Genomic DNA, 25,180 nt, shown 5'->3' with positions numbered 1-25,180 from the left:
GACCGACGGATCAGGCCGGGCAGGGCGCTTTGTACGGGACACCGGGAAGGTACCGGGCCCACTCGGCCCTGGTGATCGTCATCCCCGAGGTCTCGCAGACGTTCGCCCGCGCCTGCTCCACGTCCAGCCCCCACAGCTGGGCCGCGACGCCGGAGGTGGCCGCCAGGACCGTGCCGTCGGGGCCGAACTCGACGTCGTTCACCGAGCCCGACCCGGTGAGCATCGCCCACAACACCGGCCGGGCGCGGTCGGCGATGTTCCACACGCGGATGGTGCCGTCGCGCGACGACGTGGCGAGCATCTTGCCGCCCGCGTTGAACGCCGAGCCGGTCACGTCGGCGGAGTGACCGGGCAGGACCGACAGCCGTCGCGGTTGCCCCGAACCGGCGACGTCCCAGAGCCGGGTCGTGCCGTCGGTGGCGGTCGTGGCGAGCGTCTTGCCGTCCGGGCTGAACCGTACGTCGAGCACGCCGCCCGTGTGGGCGGGGAAGTCGGCCAGCTGGCGCGGCTCCGCGGGCTTGGACACGTCCCACAGCCGCACCTGGGAGGAGCGCGAGCCTGTCGCGATGACGCGGCTGTCCGGCCGGAACGCCACCGTGTCGAGCATCTCGTCGGACATGCTCGGCGCCGCCACCCGCTTGGGGCCGGCGGGCGTGGAGACGTCCCACAGGTAGAGCTTGCCGTCCTTGCCCGCCGTGACGACCTTCTTGCCGTCAGGGCTGTACGCCGCCGACCGCACGCCGTCCGTGTGCCCCTTGATCGTCGACACGAGCTTCGGCGTGGCGGGCTCGGAGACGTCCCACAACCGCGCGGTCTTGTCGAGCGAGGCCGTGACCAGGTGCGTGCCGTCAGGAGCGAACGAGGCCGCGACGACGGCGGCGGTGTGGCCCGACAGCGTGGACAGCGGTGTGGACACCGCGGGGTCGGAGACGTCCCACAATTTCACGCTCTCGTCGTCGGAGGCGGTGGCGAGGGTGTCGCCGTCCTTCGACAGGGCCAGCCCGCCGACGGTGGACGTGTGACCGGCGAGCCTGGCGCGCGGCGCGACGCGGGCGGCGTTGGCGACGTTCCACAGGCGGGCCGTGCCGTCCACGGCGGAGGTGGCGAGGTTCTGGCCGTTCGGGCTGAACGCCACGCCGGTGACAGCGCCGCCTGATCCCTCCAGCGTGGCGACGGACTGGGGCGAACTAGGGCTGGACAGGTCCCACACGCGCGCGGTGCCGTCGGTGGAGGAACTGGCCAGCATCCTGCCGTCGGGGCTGAACGCCACGTCGCCGACCGTCGAGCCGTGCCCGCTCGCCGTGCCGACGAGCTTGGTGGCGGTGACGTTCCACAGGTGCACCTTGCCGGTGTCGGAGCCGGTGGCCAGGTAGACGCCGTCGGAGGAGAACGCCACGCTTTTGACCGCGCCGTCCTGCGAAGGCAACACCGCCAGGCTGGTCGGCTTGGCGGGAGTGCGTACGTCGAGCAGCGCGACGCCGCCGGTGGCCGACGTCACGGCGATGTAGCTGCCGTCGGGGCTGAAGGCCACCTCGGAGATGTCGGAGCTCTGCTGGAGCACGGCCACGCGCTTGGGCTTGCGCGGGTCGGCGAGATCCCACAGCAGGACCGTGCGGTCGGCGGAAGCGGTGGCCATGATGGTGCCCTTGGGACTGAACGCCACGGACGACACGCGCTCCTTGTGCCCCTTGAGCGTGGCCATGCTCGCGGGCTTGGCGGTGTCGGAGACGTCCCACAGCCGGGCGGTCCCGTCGGTGGAGCCGGTGGCGAGGACCTTCCCGTTCGTGCTGAACGCCACCGCCTCGACGCTGCCCGTGTGACCCTTCACAAGGCCCAGGGCCTTCGGGCGGAGGGGGTCGGCGACGTTCCACAACCGGGCCGTGAGGTCGCTGGACGCGGTGGCGGCCACGCGGCCGTCGGGGCGGTAGGCCACCCGCTGGACGGGCGCGGTGTGCCCGACGAGCCGCGCGCCGGCCGGGCGCGAGAGCGTGCCGAGCAGCGCCCCGCGGGCTTCGGGCGTGGGCGAGAGCTGGAAGGCGCTGAGCGCGAGCTGCGCAGCGAGCGACGTGTCGGGCATGCGGGCGGCGGTGGCGGCGACCTGGCGCGACAGGGCCTGGTCGCGCTGCGTGGCGGCCGTCGTGGCCCGGCCGCTCTCCTGGCCGCGTTGCACGAGCGCCACCACGGCGCCGCTCACGGCCACGAGCAGGAGCGCCGAGAGGGCGGCGATCACCGCGCGGGCGACCTGCGCGCGGTGGTTCTGCCGCTGCTCCGACGCGTCGAGGAACTGCCGCTCGACCGGCGAGATCACGTCCTGGGCGGAAGCGCCCGGCGCGGCGCCTCCTGAGCCCGCCGCGCTCGGCATGGGCCGGGTGAGGGAGCTCCGGGCGGTGGGGCCTTGGACGGCCGGGCCCGTGGGACGTCCGCCCACCGCCGCGAGCGCGGCCGCGAGCCGGCCCGCGTCGTAGAGGTAGGCGGGGTCCTGCTCCTGCTGCTGCCAGAGCTGGGCGTCCTCGGTCAGGCGGCGCTGGACGAGCAGCCCGGCGCGGCCGGCGTCGATCCAGCCGCCGAGCCTGGGCCAGGCCCGGATGAGCGCCTCGTGGGTGATCTGGGCCTCGTCGTCGTCCACGGTGACGAGGCGCGTGCGGACGAACGCGGCCAGCACCTGCGCGGCCACCGACGGGTTGCCCGGCAGCAACTCGGCGAGGGCGACCCGCCGTTTCGTACCGCCGATCCGCTCGTCCACCTGGACGAGCCGGATCAGCAGGTCGCGCGCCATCGGCTCGAACTCCGAACCCAGCCCGCGCAGGGTGTCCTCGGCGCTCATCGCCAGCGCCCCGGTGACCCCGCCGGCCGAGCGGTAGCCGGCCATGGTCAGCATGCCGCCGGAGCGCCGCTGCCAGGTGGCCAGCAGGGCGTGGGAGAGCAGCGGCAGGGGGCCGCCCGACCGTTCGAGCGCGTCGGCGTTCGCCTGGAGGTCCTCCAGGATGAGGTCGGTGAGCCCGGACTCCAGCGAGAGCCCGGAGCTCAGGGCGGGCTGCTCGATCACCGTGCGCAGTTCCGCCCCCGTCATGGGCGGTACGACCTCGGGCCGCTTCATGGCCTCCAGCAGGCCCGAATAGGGCGCGCAACGCCCGAAGAAGTCGGAGCGCACGGCGATCACGACGGCGGCCTTCCTGGCCATCTCGGCGAGCGCCGCGACGAACCGGCGCCGGGTCCGCTCGTCGGCGCAGGCGATGAACAGCTCCTCGAACTGGTCGACCACCACCAGCGTGCGCCCCTCGGCGCCGGTGAGCGCCCGCCGTGCCGCGCTGGGATCGGACTCGATGATCCCGCGCAGCCGCTCGGGCGGGCCGCCGCCGAACGCCGCCAGCTCGCGCGCCAGCGCCGCGATCGGCTGCGCGCCGGGCGTCAGCACGACGCACGACAGCTCGTCGCCGAGGTCGCGCCGCATGGCCGGGATCAGCCCGGCCCGCAGCAGCGACGACTTCCCGCAGCCCGACGCGCCGGTGACGATGAGCGGCCCGCCGGCCTCGAACGCCTGCGAGCCGACGACGACGGGCGGAGGATCCTCCCGCAGGGCTTGCCGCACCCGCGTGGCCAGCGACCTCGTCGCGCTCTCCCGGCCGAAGAACAGCTCGGCCTGCTCGGCCGCGTAGGGGACGAGACCACGGTAGGGGCTGGACAGGTCGCCGGGCGAGGCGATCGGCGGGCCGGAAGGGGGGCGGTGCGCCGTCTCGGCGGGGTTGAGCGCGAGCGGCGGGCGTTCGCCCAGGGCGACGGCCTGGCAGCGCGGCCGGGGGAACCCGCCTTCGCGCAGCACGCGGGTCAGGTAGTGATGGGCGTGGTCGAGGGTTAAGTCGTGCGGCCCCGCGGGGTCGCCTTCGTTCAGCAGCCGCAGCAGCGCGCCGCTGAGCGCCGTGTGCCGGACGCCGGGCAGCGCCCACGAGTTCTCGTCCACGGCGGACGACGCGATCACGTAGGCGCCCGGCCAGGGGGTGTCGACCGCCTTCTCCATCGCCTTCTCCAGCGCCTTCGCCGGCACCGGCCGGCCCGCGCCGGTGAAGCAGCAGTCGAGGACCACGACGGTGAGCCCCGCCCGCGAGGAGGACAGGATGTCGCGCACCGCGGAGAAGGGCAGCGCCTGGTAGCCGGGCACCCCCTCGCCGAGGTCGACGGTGGCCCGCGTCGCCAGGTGCAGCTCGTCGTCGGGCCCGAGGACGGCGTGCCCGACGAAGTGGAACATCAGCACGGACGTGGCCTCGCGCGCCGCCCGCTCCAGCGACTCGCCCAGGTTGGCGGGGGCCGCCGGGTCCAGCAGGACGTTCAGGCCGGACGACGCCAGCCCCGCCCGCTCCACCAGGCACTGGGCGACGTCGTTGACGGTCGGCGGCACGGCGGGCACCTGCGGCAGCCGCGACGGCGCGTGGTGCGCGCCCGTGCCCGCGACCAGCACGCGGGCGCCTTCGTCCGACAGCAGAAGGGACGGGCCGCTTCGCCGTGGAGGCCACACCAGCCGGAGCTTCTCAAGCGTCGCAGCATCGTCCTCGGTCATCCGGCGCTCCACGGCATTGGGGAGATGGGTCGGGCACGGTTGTCGAGGTGCCGTGCGCAGCGACATCAGCTCACCGGACGACCCCCGATCGGCGTTGTAACGCGGGTGACGGGCGGGCTGGCCCGCCTGTCACGGTGGTTAGGTTACGCAGGTCTCCGCTCGTCGTCGAGTCGGCCGTCACCAGTTGGCGGGCAGCCCGGGAGTCGTGGCGGGCAGCGCGTGGCCGGGCGGGTGGATTGCGTACGCCACGCCGCCGCTGCTCGAACTGCGCAGCCACACGTTCTCGAAGTTCGCCCGCGGATAGACCCGGCGTACGGCGGAGTTGCCGGAGGAGGCCGGGTCGTTGGCGATCACGTCGCCGTCGGAGGTGAAGCCGACGACAACCATGAGGTGCCCGTCGGTGCCGTAGCCGGCGCCGGGCAACTCGCTCGCCTTGAACGACTGCGAGGTGACGACCGGGATGCCCGCCTTGATCAGCAGTTCGAGCTCGGTCAGCGAGCGCAGCCGGGTGACGAACCCGTCCATCGCGTACCGCCCCGCGTAGGCGGTGTTGAACGGCCAGTTGCCCGCGCCCTCGTACGCGTGGTCGTAGGTGTAGCGGGCGGCGTAGTCGACCTCAGGGTTGGGATCGGAGGGGTCGACCCAGGACGTGTCCTGGGCGCTCGGCCATTTGTCCCAGTATCCGAGGACCATGGTGGTCGAGGTGGGGCTGCACCATGCCTCGCCGCCGCCGTCCCACTCGGGGTAGTGGCCCTGGTGCACGTTCTGGGAGCGGCGCGGCACGTCCAGCTCGGTGCCCCACGCGGTGCCGCCGGGGCTGACCGGCACCGTCGCGCGCCTGGGCACGTCGGAGGCCATGACGCCGGATGTGCGCACACGAGGCGTCACCGGGGAGCCGGGCGCACGGTGGAGGGTCAGCCGCAGCTGGTAGGCGGTCATGGGTTTGCCGGACGCCGCGACCAGGGTGTCCACCGCCACCGACGCGTCGCCGTCGCCCTGGTCCGGCACCGACGTGCGGCGGATGTCGCCCTCCGTGTAGGCCCACCGACCCAGTGAATACCACTTCGTGAGGCCCTCGGCGTTCCTGGCCCGCGTCTCGACCTGCATCCACGAGCCCGGCGGGACGTCCGCCGTCCAGGAGGCGATCAGCTCGGTGGCGGGGAAGCCGACGGCCCGCTCTGGGCCCGTCCAGCGAGCGTATTCCCACGTTCTGGTGCCGAGCGCGTCGGTGTAGCGGACGGTGCCTGCGGCCGAGCCGAACGCCAGTCCGTCGCCTGCCGTCGTGCCCTCGGGCGTGCCGGTGGTGAAGTCGGCCCGCTGGAAGACGACGTCGGGGGCGACCTCCGCCGGTCTCGCCGCCGCGCCCGCCGCCGCGCCCGCCGCCGCGCCCGCCGCCGCGCCCGCCGCCGCGCCCGCCGCAGCGGCGGACGTCGTGGCGGACGACGTGGCGGACGTCGAGACCATGAGCAATCCTGACAGCAGCGACAGGAACACGGGTAGCGTACGCATGCACCCACCTTCTCCGAAGGCGCTCGATCCGGCTGACGATAGACGCAACCGGTCCGTCAAGCATCGGGAAATCTACGTATGCGGAAATATGTGATCATGGGAGTGCAGGGGAGCGGCAAGGGCACCCAGAGCGCCCTGCTCGCCGCCGACCTCGATCTCGTGCACATCAGTGTCGGCGACATCTTCCGCTGGCACGTCAAGAACCACACCAAGCTCGGCGCCCAGGTGCGCCGCCTCGTCGCCGCCGGCGAGCTGGTGGGCGACGACCTGGTGGAGGAGGTCGTCAGCGACCGGCTCCAACTGCACGACTGGAACTACGGGTTCATCATCGACGGTTTCCCGCGCAACCGCCGCCAGGCGGAGTTCTTCCTGGAGAGCTACGACCTCGACGGGGTGATCCACCTCGACCTGCCCGACGACGAGGTGCGCCGGCGCGTCCTGGCCCGGCGGCTGTGCTCGCGCTGCGGCATGGACTACAACCTGATCGCCCACCGGCCCTCGACCGAGGGGCGCTGCGACGTGTGCGGGGGCGAGCTCGTCACCCGGGCCGACGACACCCCGGACGCGCTGGCCAAGCGGCTGCGCGACTACCACACCAAGATCGACCCGGTGGTGGAGCTGTTCCGGCGCAAGGAGTACGTCATGACGATCGACGCCCGCGCCGGCAAGACGACGGTCCAGCAGGCCATCCGCACCCGTCTCGGACTTCCTCCCTACGCCCCGCACCAGCCCTCCGAGAGCGCGTAACCGGATCTCCCGCCGTGCGCCATATCTGTGACAAGTCCGGACGTGGTTCCTGGAGGGGCCCGCGTGGCGGTGACGAGACTGAGCGCCATGAGATCGACGATGAGAGCACTACTCACCGGGGCGGCGCTGACCTGCCTGACGGGGACGACGGTCGCGACGATCCCGGCGCACGCCGCCTCCCGCGCAGGATCCGACGGCGGAGGCGAGACCTTCCGCTACGCCTACGGCGCCTGCCAGCCCCAGAGGCAGTACCAGCCGTCGCGCAAGATCGCCACGTTCGACAACCAGCCGCTCGACGGCTGCCAGGTGGTCCTGACCAACCGGGCGGGCGAGAGCACGGTGTTGTGCGAGGGCCGGGGCGAGGTGCCGGCCGAGTTCCGCAGGTCGCCGCAGGTGCGGGTGCAGCCGGGCACGGCCCCGGAATGCGCTGAGGCGTAGCGTTCACGGCGGCGCCTTCCACGCTCCCGGTCCGGGTGAAACCCGGTCGAGGGTGCCGTGAAACCGGCGCCGCCGAGAGTGAGGGCATGAGCATCACAGAACTCGGCCGCACCGACGGCGGCCCGGCCCCTGGCGGGGCCACCGGCCAGGCCGTACACGCGCGCGGACTGGCGAAGACGTTCGGCGGGCAGCGCGCCGTCGACGGGATCGACCTGGACGTACGCCCCGGCGAGGTCTTCGGCGTGCTCGGCCCGAACGGTGCCGGCAAGACCACCATGTTGCGGATGCTGGCCACCCTGTTGCCGATCGACGCGGGCCGTGCCAAGATCTTCGGGGTCGACGTGGCCGGCGACCCGCACGTGATCCGCCAGCTGGTCGGCGTCACCGGCCAGTACGCCTCGGTCGACGAGAACCTGACGGCCCGCCAGAACCTCTGGCTCTTCAGCCGCCTCCAGGGCATCGCCGCCCCGCGCGCCCGGCGCATCGCCGCCGAGCTGCTCGGCCAGTTCGGCCTGGAGGAGGCCGCCGACAAGGCGATCGCCCACTTCTCCGGCGGCATGCGCAGGCGCCTCGACCTGGCGGCCAGCCTGATCAGCCGGCCACCCCTGATTTTCCTCGACGAGCCGACCACGGGACTCGACCCCCGTACGCGCGGCCAGATGTGGGACACCATCCGCGGCCTGGTCGCCCAGGGCTGTACGGTGCTGCTGACCACGCAGTACCTGGACGAGGCCGACCAGCTCGCCGACCGGGTCGCCGTCATCGACCACGGCCGCAAGGTCGCCGAAGGCACTCCGGACGAGCTGAAGACCGCGGTCGGCGACTCCACCCTCCAGTTGCTGCTCGCCGAGCCGGACGAGGTGTCCGCCGCCGCGGAGGTCGTACGGCGCGTCCTCGGCGTCGATCCGGTGCTCAGCCCGGAGCGGGGGCGGCTCAACGTCGCGCTCGACCAGGCCGACCTGGCCGGCGAAGTGCTGATCGCGATGCGTACCGCCGGGGTGTCGATCTCCTCGGTGAGCGTGGCCAAGCCCAGCCTGGACGAGGTGTTCCTCGCCCTCACCGGCCATGGGACGGAGGAGGACCGATGAGCACCACGATCGCTCCCGTCCCCGGAACGGTCAGCGCCGCCGACCGCGTGGCGGCCGCCCGGCGGCGCGTCACCGTCGGGGAGACGCTCGACCAGACGTTGACGATGGCCTGGCGGGCGTTCAAGAAGATGGTCCGCAACCCGGAGCAGTTTTTCGACGTGGCGCTGCAGCCCATCCTGTTCACCGCCATGTTCGCCTTCATCTTCGGCGGCGCCATCTCCGGCGACGTGGAGAGCTACCTCCCCCTGATGATCCCCGGCATTCTCGCCCAGACCGTGCTGACGACGTGCATGGCCACCGGCACGCAACTGCGCGAGGACCTGGAGAAGGGCGTCTTCGACCGGTTCAAGTCGCTGCCGATCGCCCGGATCGCGCCGCTCGCCGGGCCGATGGTGGCCGACCTGCTGCGCTACACGATCGCGGCCACGCTGACCTTCGGCATGGGCCTGGTGATGGGCTACCGTCCGGGCGGCGGAGCGGCGGGCGTGTTCGCCGCCATCCTGCTGGCGATCGTCACGGGCTGGTCGCTGGCGTGGGTCTTCACGTGGGTCGGCACGATCGCGAGGAGCGCCCAGGCCGTGCAGGGCATCTCTATGATGATCTTGTTTCCGCTGACGTTCCTGTCGAACGCGTTCGTCCCCGTCGAGACCCTGCCCGGCTGGCTGGCCGCGTTCGTCCGGGTGAACCCGGTCTCACACCTCGTCACGGCCGCCCGCGACCTCGCCAACAACGCCCTCGTCAGCGGGGAGGTGGCCTGGACGCTCGTGGCGTGCCTGGTCGTCATCGCGATCTTCGCGCCGCTGTCCGTACGCAGCTACAAACGGCACATGTGACCCTGCGCCGTCACGGCCGGGGCCCTGACCGACGCGCCTGCGGGCCTCGTCCAGCAGGTCGGCGCCGTGCCGGTCGCCGTAGCCGGCCCGCACGGCGGCGAGCACCCCGGGCGCGGCCCGCTCGGCGTACGGTTCGATCCGCTCGAAGGCCATGCTCGGCATGCTGCGGTTGTAGGTGAACCGCTCGGCCAGCACCAGCAGCGGGATCGCCTCGCCGGGGGCCATGGCCTCCCGCAGCAGCCCCCAGGCGCCCAGCGCGAAGAGCATCGAGCCGCACAGCGGGAAGTCGATGACGGGGTTGCCCACGGCCAGCAGGTCGTGGCCCCGCACGGTGGAGAACAGCTCCTCGCCGTAGCGCACGTCCTCCGGTGAGGCGTGGTACGCGTACGCCGTCAGGCCGAGCGACTCCGCCATGACCATCCATGGTGTGATCTCGGCGCGCGTGGCCCCGGGCAGCCGCAGGTCGCGCGCCCGCTGGACGGCCCGGCGGTAGTCCGCGAGCGCGGCGGCCGTCTCGCCGCGGGCGAGGGCGATCTCGGCGGCGCACAACGAGAGGAGCGCCACCCCGCCGAGCACCGCCTCGTTTTCGTTGATCCGGACGATCCCGGCGAGCTCGTCCTGCGCGGTGGCGAGATCGCCGTCGGCGAGCGCGGCGACCAGCAGCAACGCGCGGAGCTGGGTCTCGTCGTCGGTGGCGCCGAGCCTGCTCATGACCGGGATGGCGGTCCGCGCGTGCCCCACCGCCCGCCGTCGGTCGCCGAGCTGCATGAGCAGGTTGGCCAGCACGGCACGCATCGCCGCGGAGAGGTACGGCCCGTCGGCGTTCCCGTCGAGCAGCGCCAGGGTCTGTTCGGCGGCCTCGACCGCCCCGGTCACCTCGCCCGCGTTCTCCAGGACGTGCACGCTCGCCTGCCACGCCGCCACGGCCACTTCACGGTCGGCGCTGCGGCACAGTTTCTCCAGCCGCTGACGCACGTCGGCGCCGCCGGCGATGTCCCACGTCGTCAGCACCACGGTGGTCGCCGCCGCCAGGCGGCGGTCCGTCCCGTCACCGATGGGCAGGCTGCTCAGCAGGTCGCGCAGCGGATCGCCGCGGTGGCCCGCGACGACCATGACGTTCATGAGGGTGATCAGCAACGCGGCCCTGGTCACCTCCACGAGGTGCGGCGGCGGCGCCCAGCCGGCGACCGTGTCCGTGATCGAGTCGAAATGCACCAGGATTCTGGCGTGGTCGCCGCGGATCGACCACAGCGCACCGACGCCGACCAGCAGCTCCACCGTCGTGGCCGGATCGGACTCGCCGAGCGCCTGCCGGAGCAGATCGGCGAGGTTGCCCTCCTCGGCCCGCAGCGCGTCGGCCGCCGCGAACTGCGCCGGGCCGAACAACGTCTCGGCGTGTTCGCCGGCGTACGCGGTCGCCCAGGCGCGCTGCGCCGCCCGCGCGGACGCCTGCTCGCCGGCCTCCTTCAGGCGCATCCGCCCGAACTCCCTGACGGTCTCCAGCATCCGGTAGCGCAGGCCGTACGCCGTCTCGCGGACGCTCAGCATCGACTGCTCGGTCAGCGCGTCGACGGCGGGCAGGGCGTCAGGTCCGAGGACGTGCTCGGCCGCGGCCAGCGTGAAACCGTCGCCGAACAACGACAACCAGCGCAGCGCCCGCCGTTCGGGCTCGCCCAGCAGGTTCCACGACCAGTCGATGACGGCGAGCAGCGTCCGGTGCCGGTCGGGCGCCGTACGGTTCCCGCCGCGCAACAGGGCGAAGCGGTCCGCCAGACGGCGCGCGATGTCCTCGACCGACATGACCCGCACCTTGGCCGCGGCCAGCTCGATCGCCAGCGGCAGCCCGTCGAGGCGGGCGACGACCTTCTCGACCGCGCCCTCGTCGAGCCGCACGTCCGGGCGGGCGGCGGTGGCGCGCTGGCGGAACAACTCCACCGCGTCGCCCGTGGGCAGCTCGCCGAGGAGGTAGACCCGCTCCGCGGGGATCGACAAGGGGGCGCGCGAGGTGACGAGCACCCGCAGGTCGCGCGTCGTCACGGTCAGGAAAGCCACCAGATCCGCGACGGCCTCGATCACGTGCTCGCAGTTGTCCAGGATCAGCAGCGCGGGAGCCTGGTCGAGATACTGGGCGATCCGGGCGCGGACGTCGGAGCGTTGCCGCGCGGTCAGGGCGCGGCGGCCGCTGACCGAGTCGCGCACCCCGAGTGCCGAGCCCACCTCGCCCACCACGCCCTCCGGCGAGGAGACGCCGACGAGCTCGACGAAGTGAGCGACGGGCTGCGCGGCGTTCCTGCCCGCGACATGGGCCAGCCGCGTCTTGCCCAGCCCGCCGGGGCCGACGATGGAGACCACGCGATGGGTCTGCAGCAGGGCGTGCACCGCGCTGATGTCGCCGTCGCGGCCGAGCAGCGAGGAGCCGTCGTACTGGATGCCGGCACGCACCGGCCGATCCGCGGCGACGAGTTCGGCGTACACGCGGGCGAGCTCGGGCCCCGGCTCGGTGCCGAGCCGCGCGACCAGGCCCGCACGATAGCGCTCGTAACGCTCCAGAGCGGCGGCGGCGCCGCGTACGGCGGCCTCGCTGCGCAGCAGGCAGGCCAGCAGCTCCTCGTCGTGCGGCCGATCGGCCGCGGCCTCCTCCAGCAGCGGCAGGGCGGCCTCGTGTGCGCCGCTCCTGCCCCGCGCGATGGCCGCCACCCGCCGCGCTTCGGTCACCTGCGACGCCGCCGCCTCCCGCAGCTCGGCTAGCGCGCCCGTGGCGCCGTCCACATTGCCGCCCGCGTGGCCTGTGGCGCCGTTCGCGCCGCCTGCCGCGTGGCCCGTGACGTCCTCCGCGCCGCCTGCCGCGAGGATCATGGCTTCTTCCGCGCGGCCGATCGCGAGCGCCATGTCGTCGTCGCGCAGCGCGGCCCGTGCGTGCTCCACCAGCGTGCCGAGCCGCAGCGCGTCCACCTGGTCGGCGGGCAGTCCCAGCCGGTATCCGCGTGGGACCCGCACCACGACGTCGGCGCTGGTCGCCGCCCTGGTCCGCGAGACGACCACCTGCAGCGCCTTCGTCGGATTGGTCGGTGCGTCGTCGGGCCACAACTCCTCGACCAGGCGCTCGTCACCGGCCCCCGCGCGCCCGTGCAGGGCGAGCACGGCCAGCAGGGTGTGCGCCCGGTCGCCGACGACACGCGAACCCCGCCAGCGGACGCCGTCGAGCAGGACCAGTGCGGGGGACACACCCTCAGTTTACGGAAGGCGGGGAACATCGGGCCGCCGCCGCCATGCCATCGCACTGGGGGTGATTTGTCGATGACTGTCGGTCGAGGATACGTTCGAGTCATGTGCGGCATAGCGGCTCTTTACCAGGAACAGGCCGGAACCGACCCACTCCATACCCGCGCCGCGGGCGAATGGATGCTCTCACGCATCACGCACCGCGGCCCGGACGACAAGGACCACCGGCTCGTCGGAGAACGCGCGTGGCTCGGGCACAACCGGCTGTCCATCGTCGACCTCGCAGGGGGGAGGCAGCCCCTCAACTCACCCGGCGGCTGGTCCCTGGTCTGCAACGGCGAGATCTACAACCACACGGACATCCGCGAGAGCCTCGGCCGGGAACGGTTCGCCACCTCGTCCGACAGTGAGTCGGCGCTCGTGCTGCTGCACATGTGCGGGCCCGACGCGTTCGACCGGCTCCAGGGGATGTGGGCGCTGTGCGCCGCCGCGCCCGACGGCAGGTTCGTCGCCGCCCGCGACCCGCTCGGCATCAAGCCCCTGTACTGGGCGCGCACCGCGGAGGGCGTGCACTTCGCCTCCGAACTACGGGCCTTCCCACCCGAGGTGCAGGCCGCCACCGAGGCCTTCCCTCCCGGGTGCTACTGGACGCCGGAAACGGGCCTGGTGCGCTTCGCCGAAGCCGTGCCACGCGGCCGGGCACACCGGTGGGACGGCGTCCCCGCCGCCGACGCCGAGTCGGCCACCCGCGAGGTGCTGGCCGACTCGGTCGTCCGGCACCTGATGGCCGACGTGGACGTCGGCGTGTTCCTGTCCGGTGGGCTCGACTCCAGCATCGTCGCGGCCGTCGCCGCCGCGGAGTACGGCTCGCGGGGCGAACGGCTGAAGACGTTCGCCGTCGGCACCCCCGGCTCGCCCGACCTGCTGGCGGCCCGCGAGGTGGCGGAGCACCTCGGCACCGAACACCACGAGACCCTCCTCGACGCCGGCCGGGCCATCTCCGTCGTGGACCAGGTGGTGGCCTCGGTGGAGTCGTTCGACGCCAGCCTGATCCGCAGCGCCGTACCGAACTGGTTCCTGTCCGAACTGGCGTCCCGGCACGTCAAGGCGGTGCTCACCGGGGAGGGGGCCGACGAACTGTTCGCCGGCTACGACTACTACCACCGCGGCCACGCCGAACCCGGGCGGCTGGAGCTCGAACTCAGGCGCACCCTCGGCCGGCTCCACGGGCTCAACCTCCAGCGCTGCGACCGCGTCACCATGGCACACGGCCTGGAGGCCCGCGTACCGTTCCTCGACGCCGACGTCATCGCGCACGCGATGTCCCTGCCGTCCGAGCTGAAGTCGCTGGAGCCCGACGGCATGGAGAAGGGACACCTGCGCCGCGCGTTCACCGGCTGGCTGCCCGAACGGCTGCTGTGGCGGCGCAAGGTGCAGTTCGGCACGGGCAGCGGGGCACAGGACCTGCTCACGCCCCACTTCGACGGGCGCGTGGACGACGGCGAACTGGCCGCGACGGTCAAGGAGAGCGGCGTCGACCTGCGTACGAAGGAGGAACTGGCCTACTACCGGGTCTTCCGCCGCGCCCTGCCCTCCGTCCGCCCGGAGGCGGTGCTCACCCGCTTCGCCACCGCCTGAACCGGCAGGCGGCGAAACCGTTCGATCACGTCGGTGAGCGACGGTTACGCTTGCGGGCGGCCCTCTCCGCTGGCTCCGGTGTTCCCACAGAACGGCGATGCAAGAGGGAAGCTTGGAGGCGCACGTGGCGATGCCGAAGAAGGGCTCGCGGTTCATCACCGTCGATGGCGCCGTCTTCCGCTGGCGGGTCCGCCACAAGCCGACGTACTGCCAGGGCAACGGGTGGACCCCGCTCCGCTTCGCCGTCGAGCGAGCCGGGGATCCGGGCGGCGTTCTCGTGGTGTCGCTTCCCTGCGCCCGACCGGACAACTGGCTGGGGGAGCGGGCGATCGCGATCCGCCCGGTGCTCGTCGCCGGATGCGTCCGGCGAGCTCTCGCAGAGGGATGGAACCCGGAGCGACCGGGCTCGCCCTTCCCCCTCACCGTCGCTGAGGACGAACTGGCCGCACTCCTGGGCGAACCGCCTCAGTACCTGGCCCCGTTCCTCTGGGGCATGATCCCCGAAGGGGAAGGCATCGACGACCTTCCTCGGTGCACGCAGCTTCTCGGTCGGGACGACCTGGACACACGGCCCGGCACCTAGGCGCGGCCCGAGTTCTCCGCACGCGCCTGGCGGGGACGTACGGGGCCGGCGGGTCCCGGCACGTCGGCTGGGAGACGCAGATCACTTCGGCCGGTCGTGACATCTCGCCGCGCCGTTTCGTCGATGGGACGTACGACGAACACGAAGGAGAACAGCGTGAACGCCCGTCTCAACCTCCTCGGCAGCCCGATCGCGACGAAGCTTGTCAAACACATCGTCTCCGCGGGCAAGGTCGCGCAGGATTCGACCTTGTCCGTCACGACGCAGGAACTGGTGGCACTGCGCGTCAGCCAGATCAACGGCTGCGCCTTCTGCGTCGACATGCACACCAAGGAAGCCGCGCGTGCGGGGGAGACCTCGGTGCGCCTCAACCTGGTCGCGGCCTGGCGGGAGGCGACGGTCTTCACCGGCGCCGAGCGGGCCGCCCTGGAACTGGCCGAGCAGGGCACCCGTATCGCCGACGCGGCCGGTGGTGTCACCGATGAGGTGTGGGCCAACGCGGCCAAGCACTACGACGAGGACGAACTCGCCGGCCTGGTGTCCCTCATCGCCATCATGAACACCGTCAACCGCTTGAACGTCATCACCCAGCAGCCCGCCGGCGGCTACGAGCCCGGCCACCGGGCATAGCGACACCCATCCGGGTGAGGGGGTCAGCGGTATCCGGGCGGGCAGCGTATTTACCATTGGTGGCGGCTGACTGGCCGGCGGCACCGAGCTCGGGGGCGATGCCGAGCAGACCGGCGACGACCGAATGGCTGCCCTTGCCCACACGTACTTCCTGAACTCGTAGGCACCGGTGAAAGGTTTCTCCCATGAGCGAAGACACGACGACGGCGCGGATGCGCGCGATCATTCAGGAGTCCGCGGGCGGCCCCGAGGTGCTGACTCTGGCCGAGGTGGACCGTCCTGAGCCGATGCCGACGGAAATCCTGGTACGGGTGCACGCGGCCGGCGTCAACCCCACGGACTGGAAGTCACGCATGACCGGCAGGCTGCTGGGCGACCCGCCCGCCATCCTCGGCTGGGACGTGTCCGGGGTGGTCGAGGCGGTGGGCCCCGGGGTCACCCGCTTCCGGCCTGGTGACGAGGTCTTCGGCATGCCGCGCTTCCCGCACAAGGCGGGCGGCTACGCGGAGTACGTGACCGCCCCGTCGCGGCACTTCACCCGTAAACCGGCCGGCCTCGACCACGTGCACGCCGCGGCGTTGCCGCTGGCGGCGCTCACAGCGTGGCAGGTCCTGCACGACACCGCGAACGTGCGCTCGGGCCAGCGCGTGCTGATCCATGCCGCCGCCGGCGGGGTCGGCCATCTGGCCGTGCAGCTCGCCAAGCATCTCGGCGCATACGTGATCGGCACCGCTCGTCGGTCCAAGCACGCCTTCGTACGCAAGCTGGGCGCCGACGAGGTGATCGACTACACCGAGGAGGACTTCGCCGAGACGGTCCGCGACGTCGACCTGGTCATCGACAGCATCGGTGGCGACTACGGATCACGTTCCCTGCGGACGTTGCGGGACGGCGGCATTCTTGCCCAGCTCAACCCGGAGCCTGACGAGGACCTCGTACGCCGGGCCGGGGAGCGCGGCATCTGGGCGGGCTTCGTCCTCGTCGAGCCGGACAACGCCGGGATGGAGACGATCGCCGAACTGGCCGAGGCGGGACGGCTGGGCGCCGAGGTCGCCACCGTCCTGCCGCTGGAGCAGGCGGCCAGGGCACATGAGCTCGGCGAGTCCAACCGCACCACTGGAAAGATCGTTCTCAGCGTCACCGGATAACCGGGTCAACACCCGAGGAAGAAACTATGAGATTCGACGACCATCGTGTGGTCATCACTGCCGCCGGCCGCGACTTCGGGCGAACCCTGGCCATCCGGCTCGCGGATCTCGGTGCGGAGGTCTTCCTGTCCGCACGCAACCTCGCTGCCGCCGAACGTGTCCGTGATGAGATCCGCGACCGAGGCCATCGGCAGGTCCACGCCTTCGCCTGCGACCTGACGGATCCCGCCTCCATCCGCGACTTCGCGTCCGGCGTCGCGCGGCACACGGACCGCGTCGACATCCTGATCAACAACGGCGCGCGCTACCTCGACGGGCCGGACCTCCAGTCGGCCTCCGACGAGGATGTCGTCGACACCATCGCATCCGGCGCAACGGGCACGGTCCTGACCGTGAAGAACTTCCTCCCTCTCCTCCTCAAATCGAAGAAGCCGGATGTGGTGACAATGGTCTCCGCCTGCGGAACGGCCGGACATCACCGCTCGGACGCGCACGACGCCTTCTACGCAGCCAAGAACGCCCAAGCCGGATTCACCGAGATTCTCTCCAAGCGCCTGCGGCCCCAGGAAGTCCGGGTGATATCGCTCTACCCGCCCGACTTCGACAACACCGACCCCCTCTCCGAGGAGTGGGAATCCGCACCCCGGGAGGCCAAGGACGCCCTCACCGCACAGTCGCTCGTGGAATGCATCCTTTTCGCAGTCACCCAACCCCGTGACTGCTTCATCAAGTCATTTCACTATGAACAGGTCTGAACGCTCGCACACCCAAGCAACGCTGACGTCGGCTCGGCCACAGAAGCCCGCGATCACCGGGCAGCGGACACCTGCCACACGCGCCGGCTCGCACCTGCGTCGACCCTCGCCCGAACCCGCGATGTCAGTTCGCGAACTCTTTCCAGGTCGCCGGCCCGAGCCGGGGAACGGTGAAGCCTGGGACCCACGATGACGCCATGACTGGCTACTGCTGTTGAGGGAATTTCTTCAATGCGTCGTCGATGATCCCTCGCAGAGCTCTGGCACAGGCTGAGACCCTGCCGTTCGGCGGGTAGTGGACGCTGGCGACAGGTGGCTGATCGCAGCAGTCCTTGCCGTGCTGACTGCAACACCGCTCGGTGGCCGCGACGCTTCCTGGATCATGAAATGCGGGGTCGAACGGCATCACGATCCGTATCTCCATGGGTTCCATACGCGAAGCGTAGAAGCAGCAGAGTAACGAGCGAAACCAGGTGACAGAAACGGTTCCCGGTCTCCTGGGCTTTCGAGTGTGTGGAGCTTGGGAGATTCGGACCTCTGACTTCCGGCCTGCGAAAGACGGGAGCCAGTCACCGAGCCGAGCGACCCTTCACCTGAATCAAGCGATAGGCGGTGATCGATGGAACAATGTCTCGGAGGCGGGGCGATTATCCGGGCGAAGAAGGGTGCAGGGCTAGATCTGGATTCCAGCCTGGCCGTAAATGACTCAAACCGAAAGAAATGAGCCCAGCGGCGACTCCGGCGACTGCTGGTACACCATCCGTTTCCAGCTTTTCACCGAGCGGCCCGTCCAAGAGGTGCTGAGCCACTACCGCCAGGCGAAGATCGAAGACCCCGACGGAGACCTCGGCGACCACGAAGTCGCGGCCTGGACACCGTTCGACGAGCCCGGCACCCCTGTGGACGGCAGATCCGCCGCCACTTCAGTGATCATCGACTTGGACGGCATGTACGACGGCACCTGAATGGACATGCGCTGCTACTGACCTGGTGGGACCGCTCGCGCGCCGGTCTGTTGCGCTCAGCCACGCTAACCCCGGGTTCGCCCTCCGCGTCTACACCCACGCCAGGGACGTGATGATCGGCGAAATGCCGCCCGTAGAGCGCGGCGAGCCGTCGGGATCACTCAGAGCGCATGACCCGTTTGATCACGAAGACCCCGACCAACCAGACGGCCGCGTACGCCAGGGGGCGCATCGTCAGGTAGATCACCGTGACCTGTCCTGGGTCCTCGAAGAAATAGTCGATGACGAGGTTGGCCAGAAAGGAACCCGCGACGACGCAGGTCCGGGCCAGCCAGGCCACCCGTGCCTCACGGCTCCATCCCTTGGGACAGCGAAACACGTACCTTCCTCAAGAACCCCGCCCGCAGCACAGGGAGGCGAGAGTACCGCATGTCAGGGGTTACTTGGCCAGGTGCCTGCTGATGACGAGCCGCTGGATCTGGTTGGTGCCCTCGAAGATCTGCATGATCTCCGACCTCCGATGTGACCGCCTGCGAAAACAGCTCGATCATGTGGCTGAGCAGCGGGTACGCTTGCGGACGTCTCGCATCACTTCTCGCTGGTTCCGGTGCTCCCACGGAACAGCGACGGAACAGAGCAGTCGTTGCAGGTCGGGTTGCTGGTCGACGAGCCATGTTCCGACGTTCGCCATGGTCCCGTACCAGCTTTCTACGGGTATCTCTTCGAAATCCCATCCTTTGAGGAGAAGTGGTTTCGCGACTTCTCCGGAGTAGTATGGCGACTCGTGGCTCCGGATCCGCCTTTTCCGGGCGTCTCCTGATCATCTCACGCCCGGAAGAACCACTCGCGCATCAACGGATTACCTGGAATGGTACCGCATGAGCACGGAGCCTTCTCGACGTCCCCGACAGATGGCGGCTACGGCCATGTGCGTCATTCAAATAATTAGACCTTCGAATAAATCTGTTATGCACGAGTGCTCACCTGAAGGGCTGTCAGATGCTCTTGAGTCGATATAGCCTCGGCAGCTCCAATGCGTTGGTAGATGGCTACTGCCGAACGTAGATCAACGAGTGCGGCTTGCTGCTGGCCGGAGCGTATGAGGCATTGGGCAACTCCTTCGAGAGCATGTGCCTCGTCTAGTGGACTCTGCACCTTACGTGCCAATTGCAGAGCCTGCCGGTATGCGACAAATGCTTCCTGTACTCCAGCGGAGTCGACCAGGAGGGCACCGGTGCAGTTCAGGACTTCGGCCTCGCCTTGGTTATCACCGAAATGGTGGAACAGTGTCCGGGCCTCCTCCAGTAGGTCGGCCGCTGCCGAATACTCCCCGGATAGATGTTGTGCCTGGCCCAGAAGCCGAAGGGCGTTGGCTTTGCCGTGGCCGAAGTCGAGGGCCTGGTAGAGGGTCAGGGCTTGCTGTGCCAGGTCGGTTGCCGCTTGGAACTTCCTGGTCATGACCCGTACTTGGCCCAAAACTAGCAAGGCTTCGGCTTCGCCATGCCGGGCAGCGAGGGAGCGGTATAAGGCCAAAGCCTGCTCTGCCAGATCCGCCGCCACCTCGTAATTCCCCAGCGAACATCGTGCCCGGCTCAAACCTCGAAGCGCGTCCGCTTCACCTTTCCGGATGCCGAGCGCGCGATAGAGCACAAGCGCCTGCTCAGCCAGGTCGGCTGCCGTTGAGTACTCCCCGAGCTCATGCCGGACCACGCGGAGATTGGACAGCGCGCTGGCTTCGCCGAGGCGGTCACCGAGAGCACGATACAAGCACAGCGCCTGTTGAATCAGGTCAGCTGCTGCCCCACACTCTCCGTACGCTACGTGTCGGATCCAGCTCTGGGCCTGAAGAGCCCGGGCTTCGCCGTGTCGGTTGCCGAGGGAGCGATACAGGGCCAGAGCCTGCTCTGCCAGATACGACGCCACATCGTAATTTCCTCTCAAACGCCGTGCCTGACTGAGGTTGAGCAGGGCGTTGGCCTCCCCGTTCCGATCATTGAGTGAGCGATACGAGGCCAGTGCCTGATCCGCCAGGTTTTCCGCTGCCGAGTAGGCCCCCATTCCGCTTCGGGCCCAGGACAGATTCTGTAGGGCATCGGCCTGGGCGAGACGATCGCCGATGTTATGTGCGGCGGTGAGGGCCGCCTCGTGGAGAACGGCGGCCTGGTCCCAGACGCCGTCCTGAGAGAGGAAGGAGGCCATGGCCTTAGCGAGACAGATGACATGGGAGTCACGCACATTAATCGCAGCAAAGCTGGCACAAGCGAGCAGGTTGGATCGTTCGGTGCGCATCCAGGTCAGCGCGTGTTCACGGTCAGCCAATTCCGGCGTCGTGGCAGAAGCATCGATCAGGGCGACGCCACCGGGGCGAGGATACCTGATGAGACGGTCAGCGGCCTCGGCCGTGCGCTGGTAATAGGCAATCAAGCGGTCGGTTGCGTACTCGCGTTCCTCAGCTGAATCCTGGGCTGCGAGGGCTTGGGCGTATGCGCGCAGGAGGTCGTGCAGACTGTAGCGCCCAAGCGCTGGTTCATCGATGAAGTGGTCGGCGTACAGAGCATGGAGCTGGCGACGGGCCTGGACAACAGAGATGTCATCGAGGGCGGCAGCGGCATAGAGATCGAAGCTGAAGCCGGGGTGCAGGCCTAAACGGCGGAAGAGGCGCTGCTGGTTCAGAGACAAGGCGCGGTAAGACAGGTCAAAGGCGGCCGTCACCGCACGGTCACCTGCTTCGAGTTCACCCAGCCGATCCTGAGCAGCGGCGAACTCATCCGCGAAGGCGCCGACATCCCACGCGGGATGGTGGGCCAGGCGGCCAGCGAGCAATGTAATGGCAAGGGGTAGATAGCCACATCGGTCAACCAGATCGGCGACAGCATCCCGCTCCTGCCTTACAGGCGTCCGACGGGCCGCGCGAGTGAATAGCTCAAGTGCCTGACCGGACGGTAGCGTGGCCAACGAGAGCGCCTCGGCACCATGGAAGGCGATCAGACGTCGCCGGCTGGTGACCAGGACCACGCATGCCGCCGCCCCGGGCAACAACGGTTCTACCTGAGCATGGTCGGCCGCGTCGTCCAAGACCAGCAGCACCTTCTTACCGGCTAGACGCCCGCGCCACCGCTGCGCTCGCGCCTCCACGCTTCCAGGGATCTCGCCCTGAGGCATGCCGGTGCAGGCCAGCAAATCTCCGAGCACGTCACGGGGGTCGGCGGGCTGTTGACCAGGGGTGTGGGCGTGCAAGTTGACGAACAACTGCCCGTCCGGAAAAGCGTCAGCGAGCACGTGCGCGGCACGGGTAACCAGTGCGGTCTTCCCCACGCCGGGCATGCCATCGATGGTGTAGACGGTCACCAGGCCAGATGTTCTCGATGCGGCAGCGATGAGCCATTGCAGCTCGGCGTCACGGCCGGTGAAGCCCGCCACATCCCGAGGCAGTGTACGCATCGTCACTGCAGGAGCCGATGTGGGACCGGTGTAGATCGTTTGATCTCGACCAGCAATGAACTGCCGGGCTTGGCTCTCGGCGACTGCGTCGATGTGCACCTGGACGGGCTCCAACTCCCCATCCCGCCTGCTCACGATCCGGTGATGTGCTGATCTCGGCCGGCGATGAACTGCCTCGACTGGTCGTGAGCATGGGCGGTAATGACCTGCCGGATACGGGACTGCTCGCTGGAGAACAGTGAGGGAGTCAGATGCTCATCCAGCAGGCGCTGTAGCTGCGGGCCGATGGTCGGGTCCTCCTCGAGCATCTGCTGCAGCCGCAGCCGCCATATTCCTGCCAGGGCCTGCTCGGTTTCGGGATCCGCCCGCTCACGGGCGGCGAGCACCTGAATTTGGGTCGCTTTCAACTCGGCTTCCACGGTCTCAACCTGTTCGGAGCGGACCTTGCGCCACCAGGCCACCACTGCGATACGGGTCTGTTGCCAGGCATCGGTGGCCATCGCCCCCACCAGGGCCGTAGCCGCTGCCAGCACGATCGGATCCATCCAACACTCCTTCGCGGACAAACTCCGAGATATCCACTGTAGGCAGGTGAAGTCGCTTGCAAGGAGGCATCTCTGAGACACAGTCTGAAATTTGTAGCGACAGAAGGCTCCTGGCCGACGTATACCCAGCTCATTCATGCGCCAGCAACCCAAGGATCTCGACCGTCACAGGCCTATTGCTCTCGGCCTGCTCGTCGAAAACGCCCTCGGCATCAAGCCAGGCCCGAGCACGTGTCCATCTCCGTCGATCAACAGGAACTTCGGCTGACTGGTATCCACGGAAGTGGCTTCTCTCGAGGATCAGGAAGGCCACGACTGCGTGACCGCTAACCCCGATGCTCCGCCTGGGCAGGTCGAACTCTTTGATTGGAACGGCGTCGACCTGTTCACCCTGTACACCTTCACGCTGCGCCTGGCCTTTCGCGCATCGTGCGCAGAGGTGGCCGTACGCGCGGAGTAGAGCAGGGAACCCTTCACGTCCTACCTAGTCGAGCCCCGGACCACTTCATTACGAGTGAAGCGGAGAGCCGTGGTCGAAGGCCGGCGCCGCTGCCCAACCGTGTGACACCGTACGAGACGATCAGGCTGCGTGCGGCGGCGTTGCTGTACTTCCCTGCTGAACCAGCAGACCACAGCAACCCGCGTATCTGGTGGCAAGCCGACCCGGAGCGCAGGGCCGCCAGGCCCGAGCACCGGAAGCGGCGCGGCGTGCGCCACGAGGCGCTGTTTGACCGTGCGGAGATGGAAGGGCTCCGCCGACGGCCTGTCGTAGCAGGCTGTGTGAAGTGGGAGGCAGCCTGATCCCGGAGTCGTGGGTGAGGGTGGGAGCAGCCTCGACAACGTCAGGACGTGCCGGTACTGCCAGACGGCACGGGCCTGGTTAACGAGCGGGAAAGGTGTACGTGAGGAACCAGTGGTGTAACGCCCTTCAAGGCTTCCACCAGCTCGAATCTGGCGGATATGGGCTGGGTTGCGGTGCGTACCCGCCGGGCGGAGGCGCTCGGTGGGGAACTTCTGGGCCGGTTGTCGCGCTTGGCCGGGAGGCTCTGGTGAAGGTCTACGGCGTAGCCAGGGCGATGCCGCAGGGGCATAGCTGGGCACCTCCTCTCGCGAACGGTCAGCAGTGAACGTGGGAACCATCTCGTGTCACTCCCCGAACTCGGTCTCTTCCAGGGCGGGTCCGGGGATAGGTGCGTCGTCTACCAAAGGCACGAGGTGGGGCGGAGCCTGCGTAGTACTCCGAGCGCGGGAAAGCCGCGTACACGGGGAAGGCGGGCAGCAGTTTCGGGCAGGTAGGGACGTCAGGTCAGGAGGCCGTCTGTGAACATGGGCGCGCTGCTGCTGGAGCCGGAGACGGCCGAGTGGCGGGTACTGAGCATTCAGACCAAACTGCACCGCTGGGCCGGCGAGGATCGTGCTCGCCGGTTCGATGATCTGTTCAACCTGGTCGCTGACCCGGCGTTCCTTGTGGTTGCGTGGCGTCGGGTCCGAGGCAACACCGGGTCCCGCACGGCGGGCGTCGATGGGCTGACGGCCCGAGATGTTCCTGCCGGGTGGGGCGAAGAAGCGTTCCTGAACAAGATCCGGGAGCAGCTACGCGCCCGGACGTTCCAGCCGCTGCCGGTCCGAGAACGGTTGATCCCCAAGCCGGGCACTTCCAAGAAGCGCCGTCTGGGTATCCCCGTGCTGGCCGACAGGGTCGTTCAGGCGTCGCTGAAGCTGGTTCTAGAGCCCATCTTCGAGGCCGGTTTCGCGCCGTGCTCGTATGGGTTTCGCCCGAACCGGCGCGCGCACGACGCGATCGCTGAGATCCACCACATGGGCTCCCACCGCTATGAGTGGGTGCTGGAGGCGGATATCGAGGCGTGCTTCGACACCATCTCGCACACGGCCCTGATGGACCGGGTACGGGCGCGGGTCGGGGACAAGCGGGTGCTGGCGCTGGTAAAGGCGTTCTGCAAGGCCGGGATCCTCACCGACCTCGGCCGGCAGGAGCAGACCAGCGCCGGCACCCCGCAAGGTGGGATCCTGTCCCCGCTGCTGGCCAACATCGCCTTATCGGTCCTGGACGAGTGGTTCATGGCCGAGCACCAGCAGGCGATGGCCACTGTCCGGCAGCGCGACAACCGGCGTCGGCGGGGTCTGGCGAACTGGCGGCTGGTCCGCTACGCCGATGACTGGGTCGCCATGGTCAACGGCACCCGCCACGACGCCGAACAGTTGAGGGAGCAGGCGGCCGCGGTGCTGGTCCCGATGGGTCTGCGCTTGTCGGAGGCCAAGACCTCGGTCACCCACATCGATGACGGGTTCGTCTTCCTGGGGCACCACATCCAGCGGCGCCGCAAGCGAGGAACCCGCAAGTGGACCGTCTACACCTATCCGAGCAAGAAGGCGATCAACACGGTGATCGCCAAGGTTCGGGCACTGGTCCACCCAGGACAGCCTGACCTGAGAACCCTGCTGATCCGCGTGAACGCGGTGATTCGGGGCTGGTGCAACTACTTCCGGCACGGCTCGTCCAAACGGACGTTCAGCTACCTGGGCCATTACGTCTGGCACCGCCTCTACTGGTGGCTGCGTAAACGGCACGGTGGCATGTCGTGGCGGAAGATACGGACCCGGCTGCTCGACAGCGGCTGGGAGATCTCCGCACAGGGAACCGTCCTGCTGGACGCGGCATCGATCCCGGTCACCCGGTATCGCTGGCGCGCCTGGGACATCCCCACACCCTGGTCACGACGAACAGAACCATCTCCAGCGGCATGAAGTTGTGGAGAGCCCGGTGCGGTGAAAGTCGCACGCCGGGTTCGGAGGGCGGGCCGGAGAAACGGATCAGCCGCAAGGCTGACACCGCGCTTCGGTCCGACCCCACAGCCTGATCGTCCCTCTTCAGGAGATACTGTAATCGCCCTTCACAACCTATTGATGCCGTGCTTATGTAAGGCGCTTGAGTTGATTTTGTCAACGACGGCCGAATCCTGACCCCCTGACGACGTCTGAATCGTGACCCCCTGATGTCGTCGTCGGTTACTGCTCGTGCTCAGATCGGGCCGGCGGAACCCGGCCCAGATCGCGGTTCTTCAGCC

Annotated in this window: 17 protein-coding genes and 2 pseudogenes; 12 read left to right on the top strand and 7 right to left on the bottom strand. The window is 69.4% G+C overall.

Going from position 1 to position 25,180, the window contains the following annotated elements:
• Positions 1–10: 10 nt before the first annotated feature.
• Together GUY59_RS23835 and GUY59_RS23830 are read right to left on the bottom strand one after the other, a co-directional pair.
• Positions 11–4,552 (bottom strand): caspase, EACC1-associated type, encoded by a 4,542-nt coding sequence (locus tag GUY59_RS23835; RefSeq protein WP_138201864.1) that lies wholly within the window; start codon positions 4,550–4,552, stop codon positions 11–13.
• A gap of 177 nt (positions 4,553–4,729) precedes the next feature.
• On the bottom strand, positions 4,730–6,061 hold the full coding sequence (locus tag GUY59_RS23830; protein ID WP_236667433.1) for a C39 family peptidase: 1,332 nt from the start codon (positions 6,059–6,061) through the stop codon (positions 4,730–4,732).
• A gap of 96 nt (positions 6,062–6,157) precedes the next feature.
• On the opposite strand from GUY59_RS23830, the gene GUY59_RS23825 reads away from it, so the two are divergent.
• From GUY59_RS23825 to GUY59_RS48905, 4 genes are all read left to right on the top strand, one after another.
• Positions 6,158–6,808 (top strand): adenylate kinase family protein, encoded by a 651-nt coding sequence (locus tag GUY59_RS23825; protein ID WP_236667432.1) that lies wholly within the window; start codon positions 6,158–6,160, stop codon positions 6,806–6,808.
• Between the two features lie 99 nt (positions 6,809–6,907).
• Positions 6,908–7,246: a hypothetical protein gene (locus GUY59_RS23820; RefSeq protein ID WP_138201866.1), complete on the top strand. Its 339-nt coding sequence runs from the start codon at positions 6,908–6,910 to the stop codon at positions 7,244–7,246.
• Positions 7,247–7,332: 86 nt separating this feature from the next.
• Complete coding sequence (locus GUY59_RS23815; protein WP_138201867.1) at positions 7,333–8,334, top strand: ATP-binding cassette domain-containing protein; 1,002 nt, start codon at positions 7,333–7,335, stop codon at positions 8,332–8,334.
• Positions 8,331–9,167: an ABC transporter permease gene (locus tag GUY59_RS48905; RefSeq protein ID WP_138201868.1), complete on the top strand. Its 837-nt coding sequence runs from the start codon at positions 8,331–8,333 to the stop codon at positions 9,165–9,167. Before GUY59_RS23815 ends, GUY59_RS48905 begins: the two co-directional genes overlap by 4 nt.
• 1,695 nt (positions 9,168–10,862) lie before the next feature.
• Here the strand turns inward: GUY59_RS48905 and GUY59_RS48900 are convergent.
• Positions 10,863–12,119: pseudogene (locus tag GUY59_RS48900) on the bottom strand (ATP-binding protein); the annotation flags it as partial.
• Positions 12,120–12,464: 345 nt separating this feature from the next.
• Here GUY59_RS48900 and asnB point away from each other — a divergent pair.
• From asnB to GUY59_RS23775, 6 genes are all read left to right on the top strand, one after another.
• Positions 12,465–14,027 (top strand): asparagine synthase (glutamine-hydrolyzing), encoded by a 1,563-nt coding sequence (gene asnB / locus GUY59_RS23800; RefSeq protein ID WP_330849199.1) that lies wholly within the window; start codon positions 12,465–12,467, stop codon positions 14,025–14,027.
• A 97-nt stretch (positions 14,028–14,124) separates the two neighbouring features.
• Complete coding sequence (locus GUY59_RS47610) at positions 14,125–14,610, top strand: hypothetical protein (protein WP_201761258.1); 486 nt, start codon at positions 14,125–14,127, stop codon at positions 14,608–14,610.
• 156 nt (positions 14,611–14,766) lie between these two features.
• On the top strand, positions 14,767–15,240 hold the full coding sequence (locus tag GUY59_RS23790) for a carboxymuconolactone decarboxylase family protein (RefSeq protein ID WP_138201870.1): 474 nt from the start codon (positions 14,767–14,769) through the stop codon (positions 15,238–15,240).
• 185 nt (positions 15,241–15,425) lie between these two features.
• Positions 15,426–16,388, top strand: coding sequence for an NADP-dependent oxidoreductase (locus tag GUY59_RS23785; RefSeq protein WP_138201871.1), 963 nt, complete (start codon positions 15,426–15,428; stop codon positions 16,386–16,388).
• 26 nt (positions 16,389–16,414) lie between these two features.
• Positions 16,415–17,143 (top strand): SDR family oxidoreductase, encoded by a 729-nt coding sequence (locus GUY59_RS23780; protein WP_138201872.1) that lies wholly within the window; start codon positions 16,415–16,417, stop codon positions 17,141–17,143.
• A gap of 701 nt (positions 17,144–17,844) precedes the next feature.
• Positions 17,845–18,108 (top strand): hypothetical protein, encoded by a 264-nt coding sequence (locus GUY59_RS23775; protein ID WP_138201873.1) that lies wholly within the window; start codon positions 17,845–17,847, stop codon positions 18,106–18,108.
• Positions 18,109–18,265: 157 nt separating this feature from the next.
• Here GUY59_RS23775 and GUY59_RS23770 read toward each other — a convergent pair whose 3' ends face one another.
• The 4 genes and pseudogenes from GUY59_RS23770 to GUY59_RS23755 all read right to left on the bottom strand — a co-directional run bounded on the left by GUY59_RS23770 (position 18,266) and on the right by GUY59_RS23755 (position 22,094).
• The gene (locus GUY59_RS23770; RefSeq protein ID WP_138201874.1) at positions 18,266–18,487 is read right to left on the bottom strand and encodes a hypothetical protein; all 222 of its coding nucleotides are present in this window, start codon (positions 18,485–18,487) and stop codon (positions 18,266–18,268) included.
• Between the two features lie 60 nt (positions 18,488–18,547).
• Positions 18,548–18,625 (bottom strand): annotated as a pseudogene (locus GUY59_RS23765) (hypothetical protein); the annotation flags it as partial.
• A 449-nt stretch (positions 18,626–19,074) separates the two neighbouring features.
• A complete protein-coding gene (locus GUY59_RS23760) occupies positions 19,075–21,648 on the bottom strand; it encodes an ATP-binding protein (protein WP_138201875.1) in 2,574 nt (857 codons plus the stop codon).
• A gap of 32 nt (positions 21,649–21,680) precedes the next feature.
• Positions 21,681–22,094 carry a hypothetical protein gene (locus tag GUY59_RS23755; protein ID WP_138201876.1) on the bottom strand — a complete coding sequence of 138 codons (414 nt, stop codon included), beginning with the start codon at positions 22,092–22,094 and terminating at the stop codon, positions 21,681–21,683.
• A 283-nt stretch (positions 22,095–22,377) separates the two neighbouring features.
• Between GUY59_RS23755 and GUY59_RS23750 the strand changes: the two genes are divergently transcribed.
• Entirely contained in the window at positions 22,378–22,554 is a 177-nt protein-coding gene (locus GUY59_RS23750; RefSeq protein ID WP_161714659.1) for a hypothetical protein, read from the top strand.
• A gap of 866 nt (positions 22,555–23,420) precedes the next feature.
• Positions 23,421–24,860, top strand: coding sequence for a group II intron reverse transcriptase/maturase (gene ltrA, locus GUY59_RS23745; RefSeq protein WP_138201878.1), 1,440 nt, complete (start codon positions 23,421–23,423; stop codon positions 24,858–24,860).
• Positions 24,861–25,180: the final 320 nt, after the last annotated feature.

Source organism: Nonomuraea sp. K271 (assembly GCF_009908215.1).
GTDB lineage: Bacteria > Actinomycetota > Actinomycetes > Streptosporangiales > Streptosporangiaceae > Nonomuraea > Nonomuraea longispora.
Note: the sequence above shows the minus strand (reverse complement) of the source record. Positions and strands in the feature narration are given on the sequence as shown.

Excerpts from the sequence above, each read along its gene's own strand:
- GUY59_RS23835 (WP_138201864.1), bottom strand. The coding sequence starts at position 4,552 with ATGACCGAGGACGATGCTGCGACGCTTGAGAAGCTCCGGCTGGTGTGG.
- GUY59_RS23830 (WP_236667433.1), bottom strand. The coding sequence starts at position 6,061 with ATGCGTACGCTACCCGTGTTCCTGTCGCTGCTGTCAGGATTGCTCATG.
- GUY59_RS23825 (WP_236667432.1), top strand. The coding sequence starts at position 6,158 with ATGGGAGTGCAGGGGAGCGGCAAGGGCACCCAGAGCGCCCTGCTCGCC.
- GUY59_RS23820 (WP_138201866.1), top strand. The coding sequence starts at position 6,908 with ATGAGAGCACTACTCACCGGGGCGGCGCTGACCTGCCTGACGGGGACG.
- GUY59_RS23815 (WP_138201867.1), top strand. The coding sequence starts at position 7,333 with ATGAGCATCACAGAACTCGGCCGCACCGACGGCGGCCCGGCCCCTGGC.
- GUY59_RS48905 (WP_138201868.1), top strand. The coding sequence starts at position 8,331 with ATGAGCACCACGATCGCTCCCGTCCCCGGAACGGTCAGCGCCGCCGAC.
- asnB (WP_330849199.1), top strand. The coding sequence starts at position 12,465 with ATGACTGTCGGTCGAGGATACGTTCGAGTCATGTGCGGCATAGCGGCT.
- GUY59_RS47610 (WP_201761258.1), top strand. The coding sequence starts at position 14,125 with ATGCAAGAGGGAAGCTTGGAGGCGCACGTGGCGATGCCGAAGAAGGGC.
- GUY59_RS23785 (WP_138201871.1), top strand. The coding sequence starts at position 15,426 with ATGAGCGAAGACACGACGACGGCGCGGATGCGCGCGATCATTCAGGAG.
- GUY59_RS23780 (WP_138201872.1), top strand. The coding sequence starts at position 16,415 with ATGAGATTCGACGACCATCGTGTGGTCATCACTGCCGCCGGCCGCGAC.
- GUY59_RS23775 (WP_138201873.1), top strand. The coding sequence starts at position 17,845 with ATGACTCAAACCGAAAGAAATGAGCCCAGCGGCGACTCCGGCGACTGC.
- GUY59_RS23755 (WP_138201876.1), bottom strand. The coding sequence starts at position 22,094 with ATGGATCCGATCGTGCTGGCAGCGGCTACGGCCCTGGTGGGGGCGATG.
- ltrA (WP_138201878.1), top strand. The coding sequence starts at position 23,421 with ATGGGCGCGCTGCTGCTGGAGCCGGAGACGGCCGAGTGGCGGGTACTG.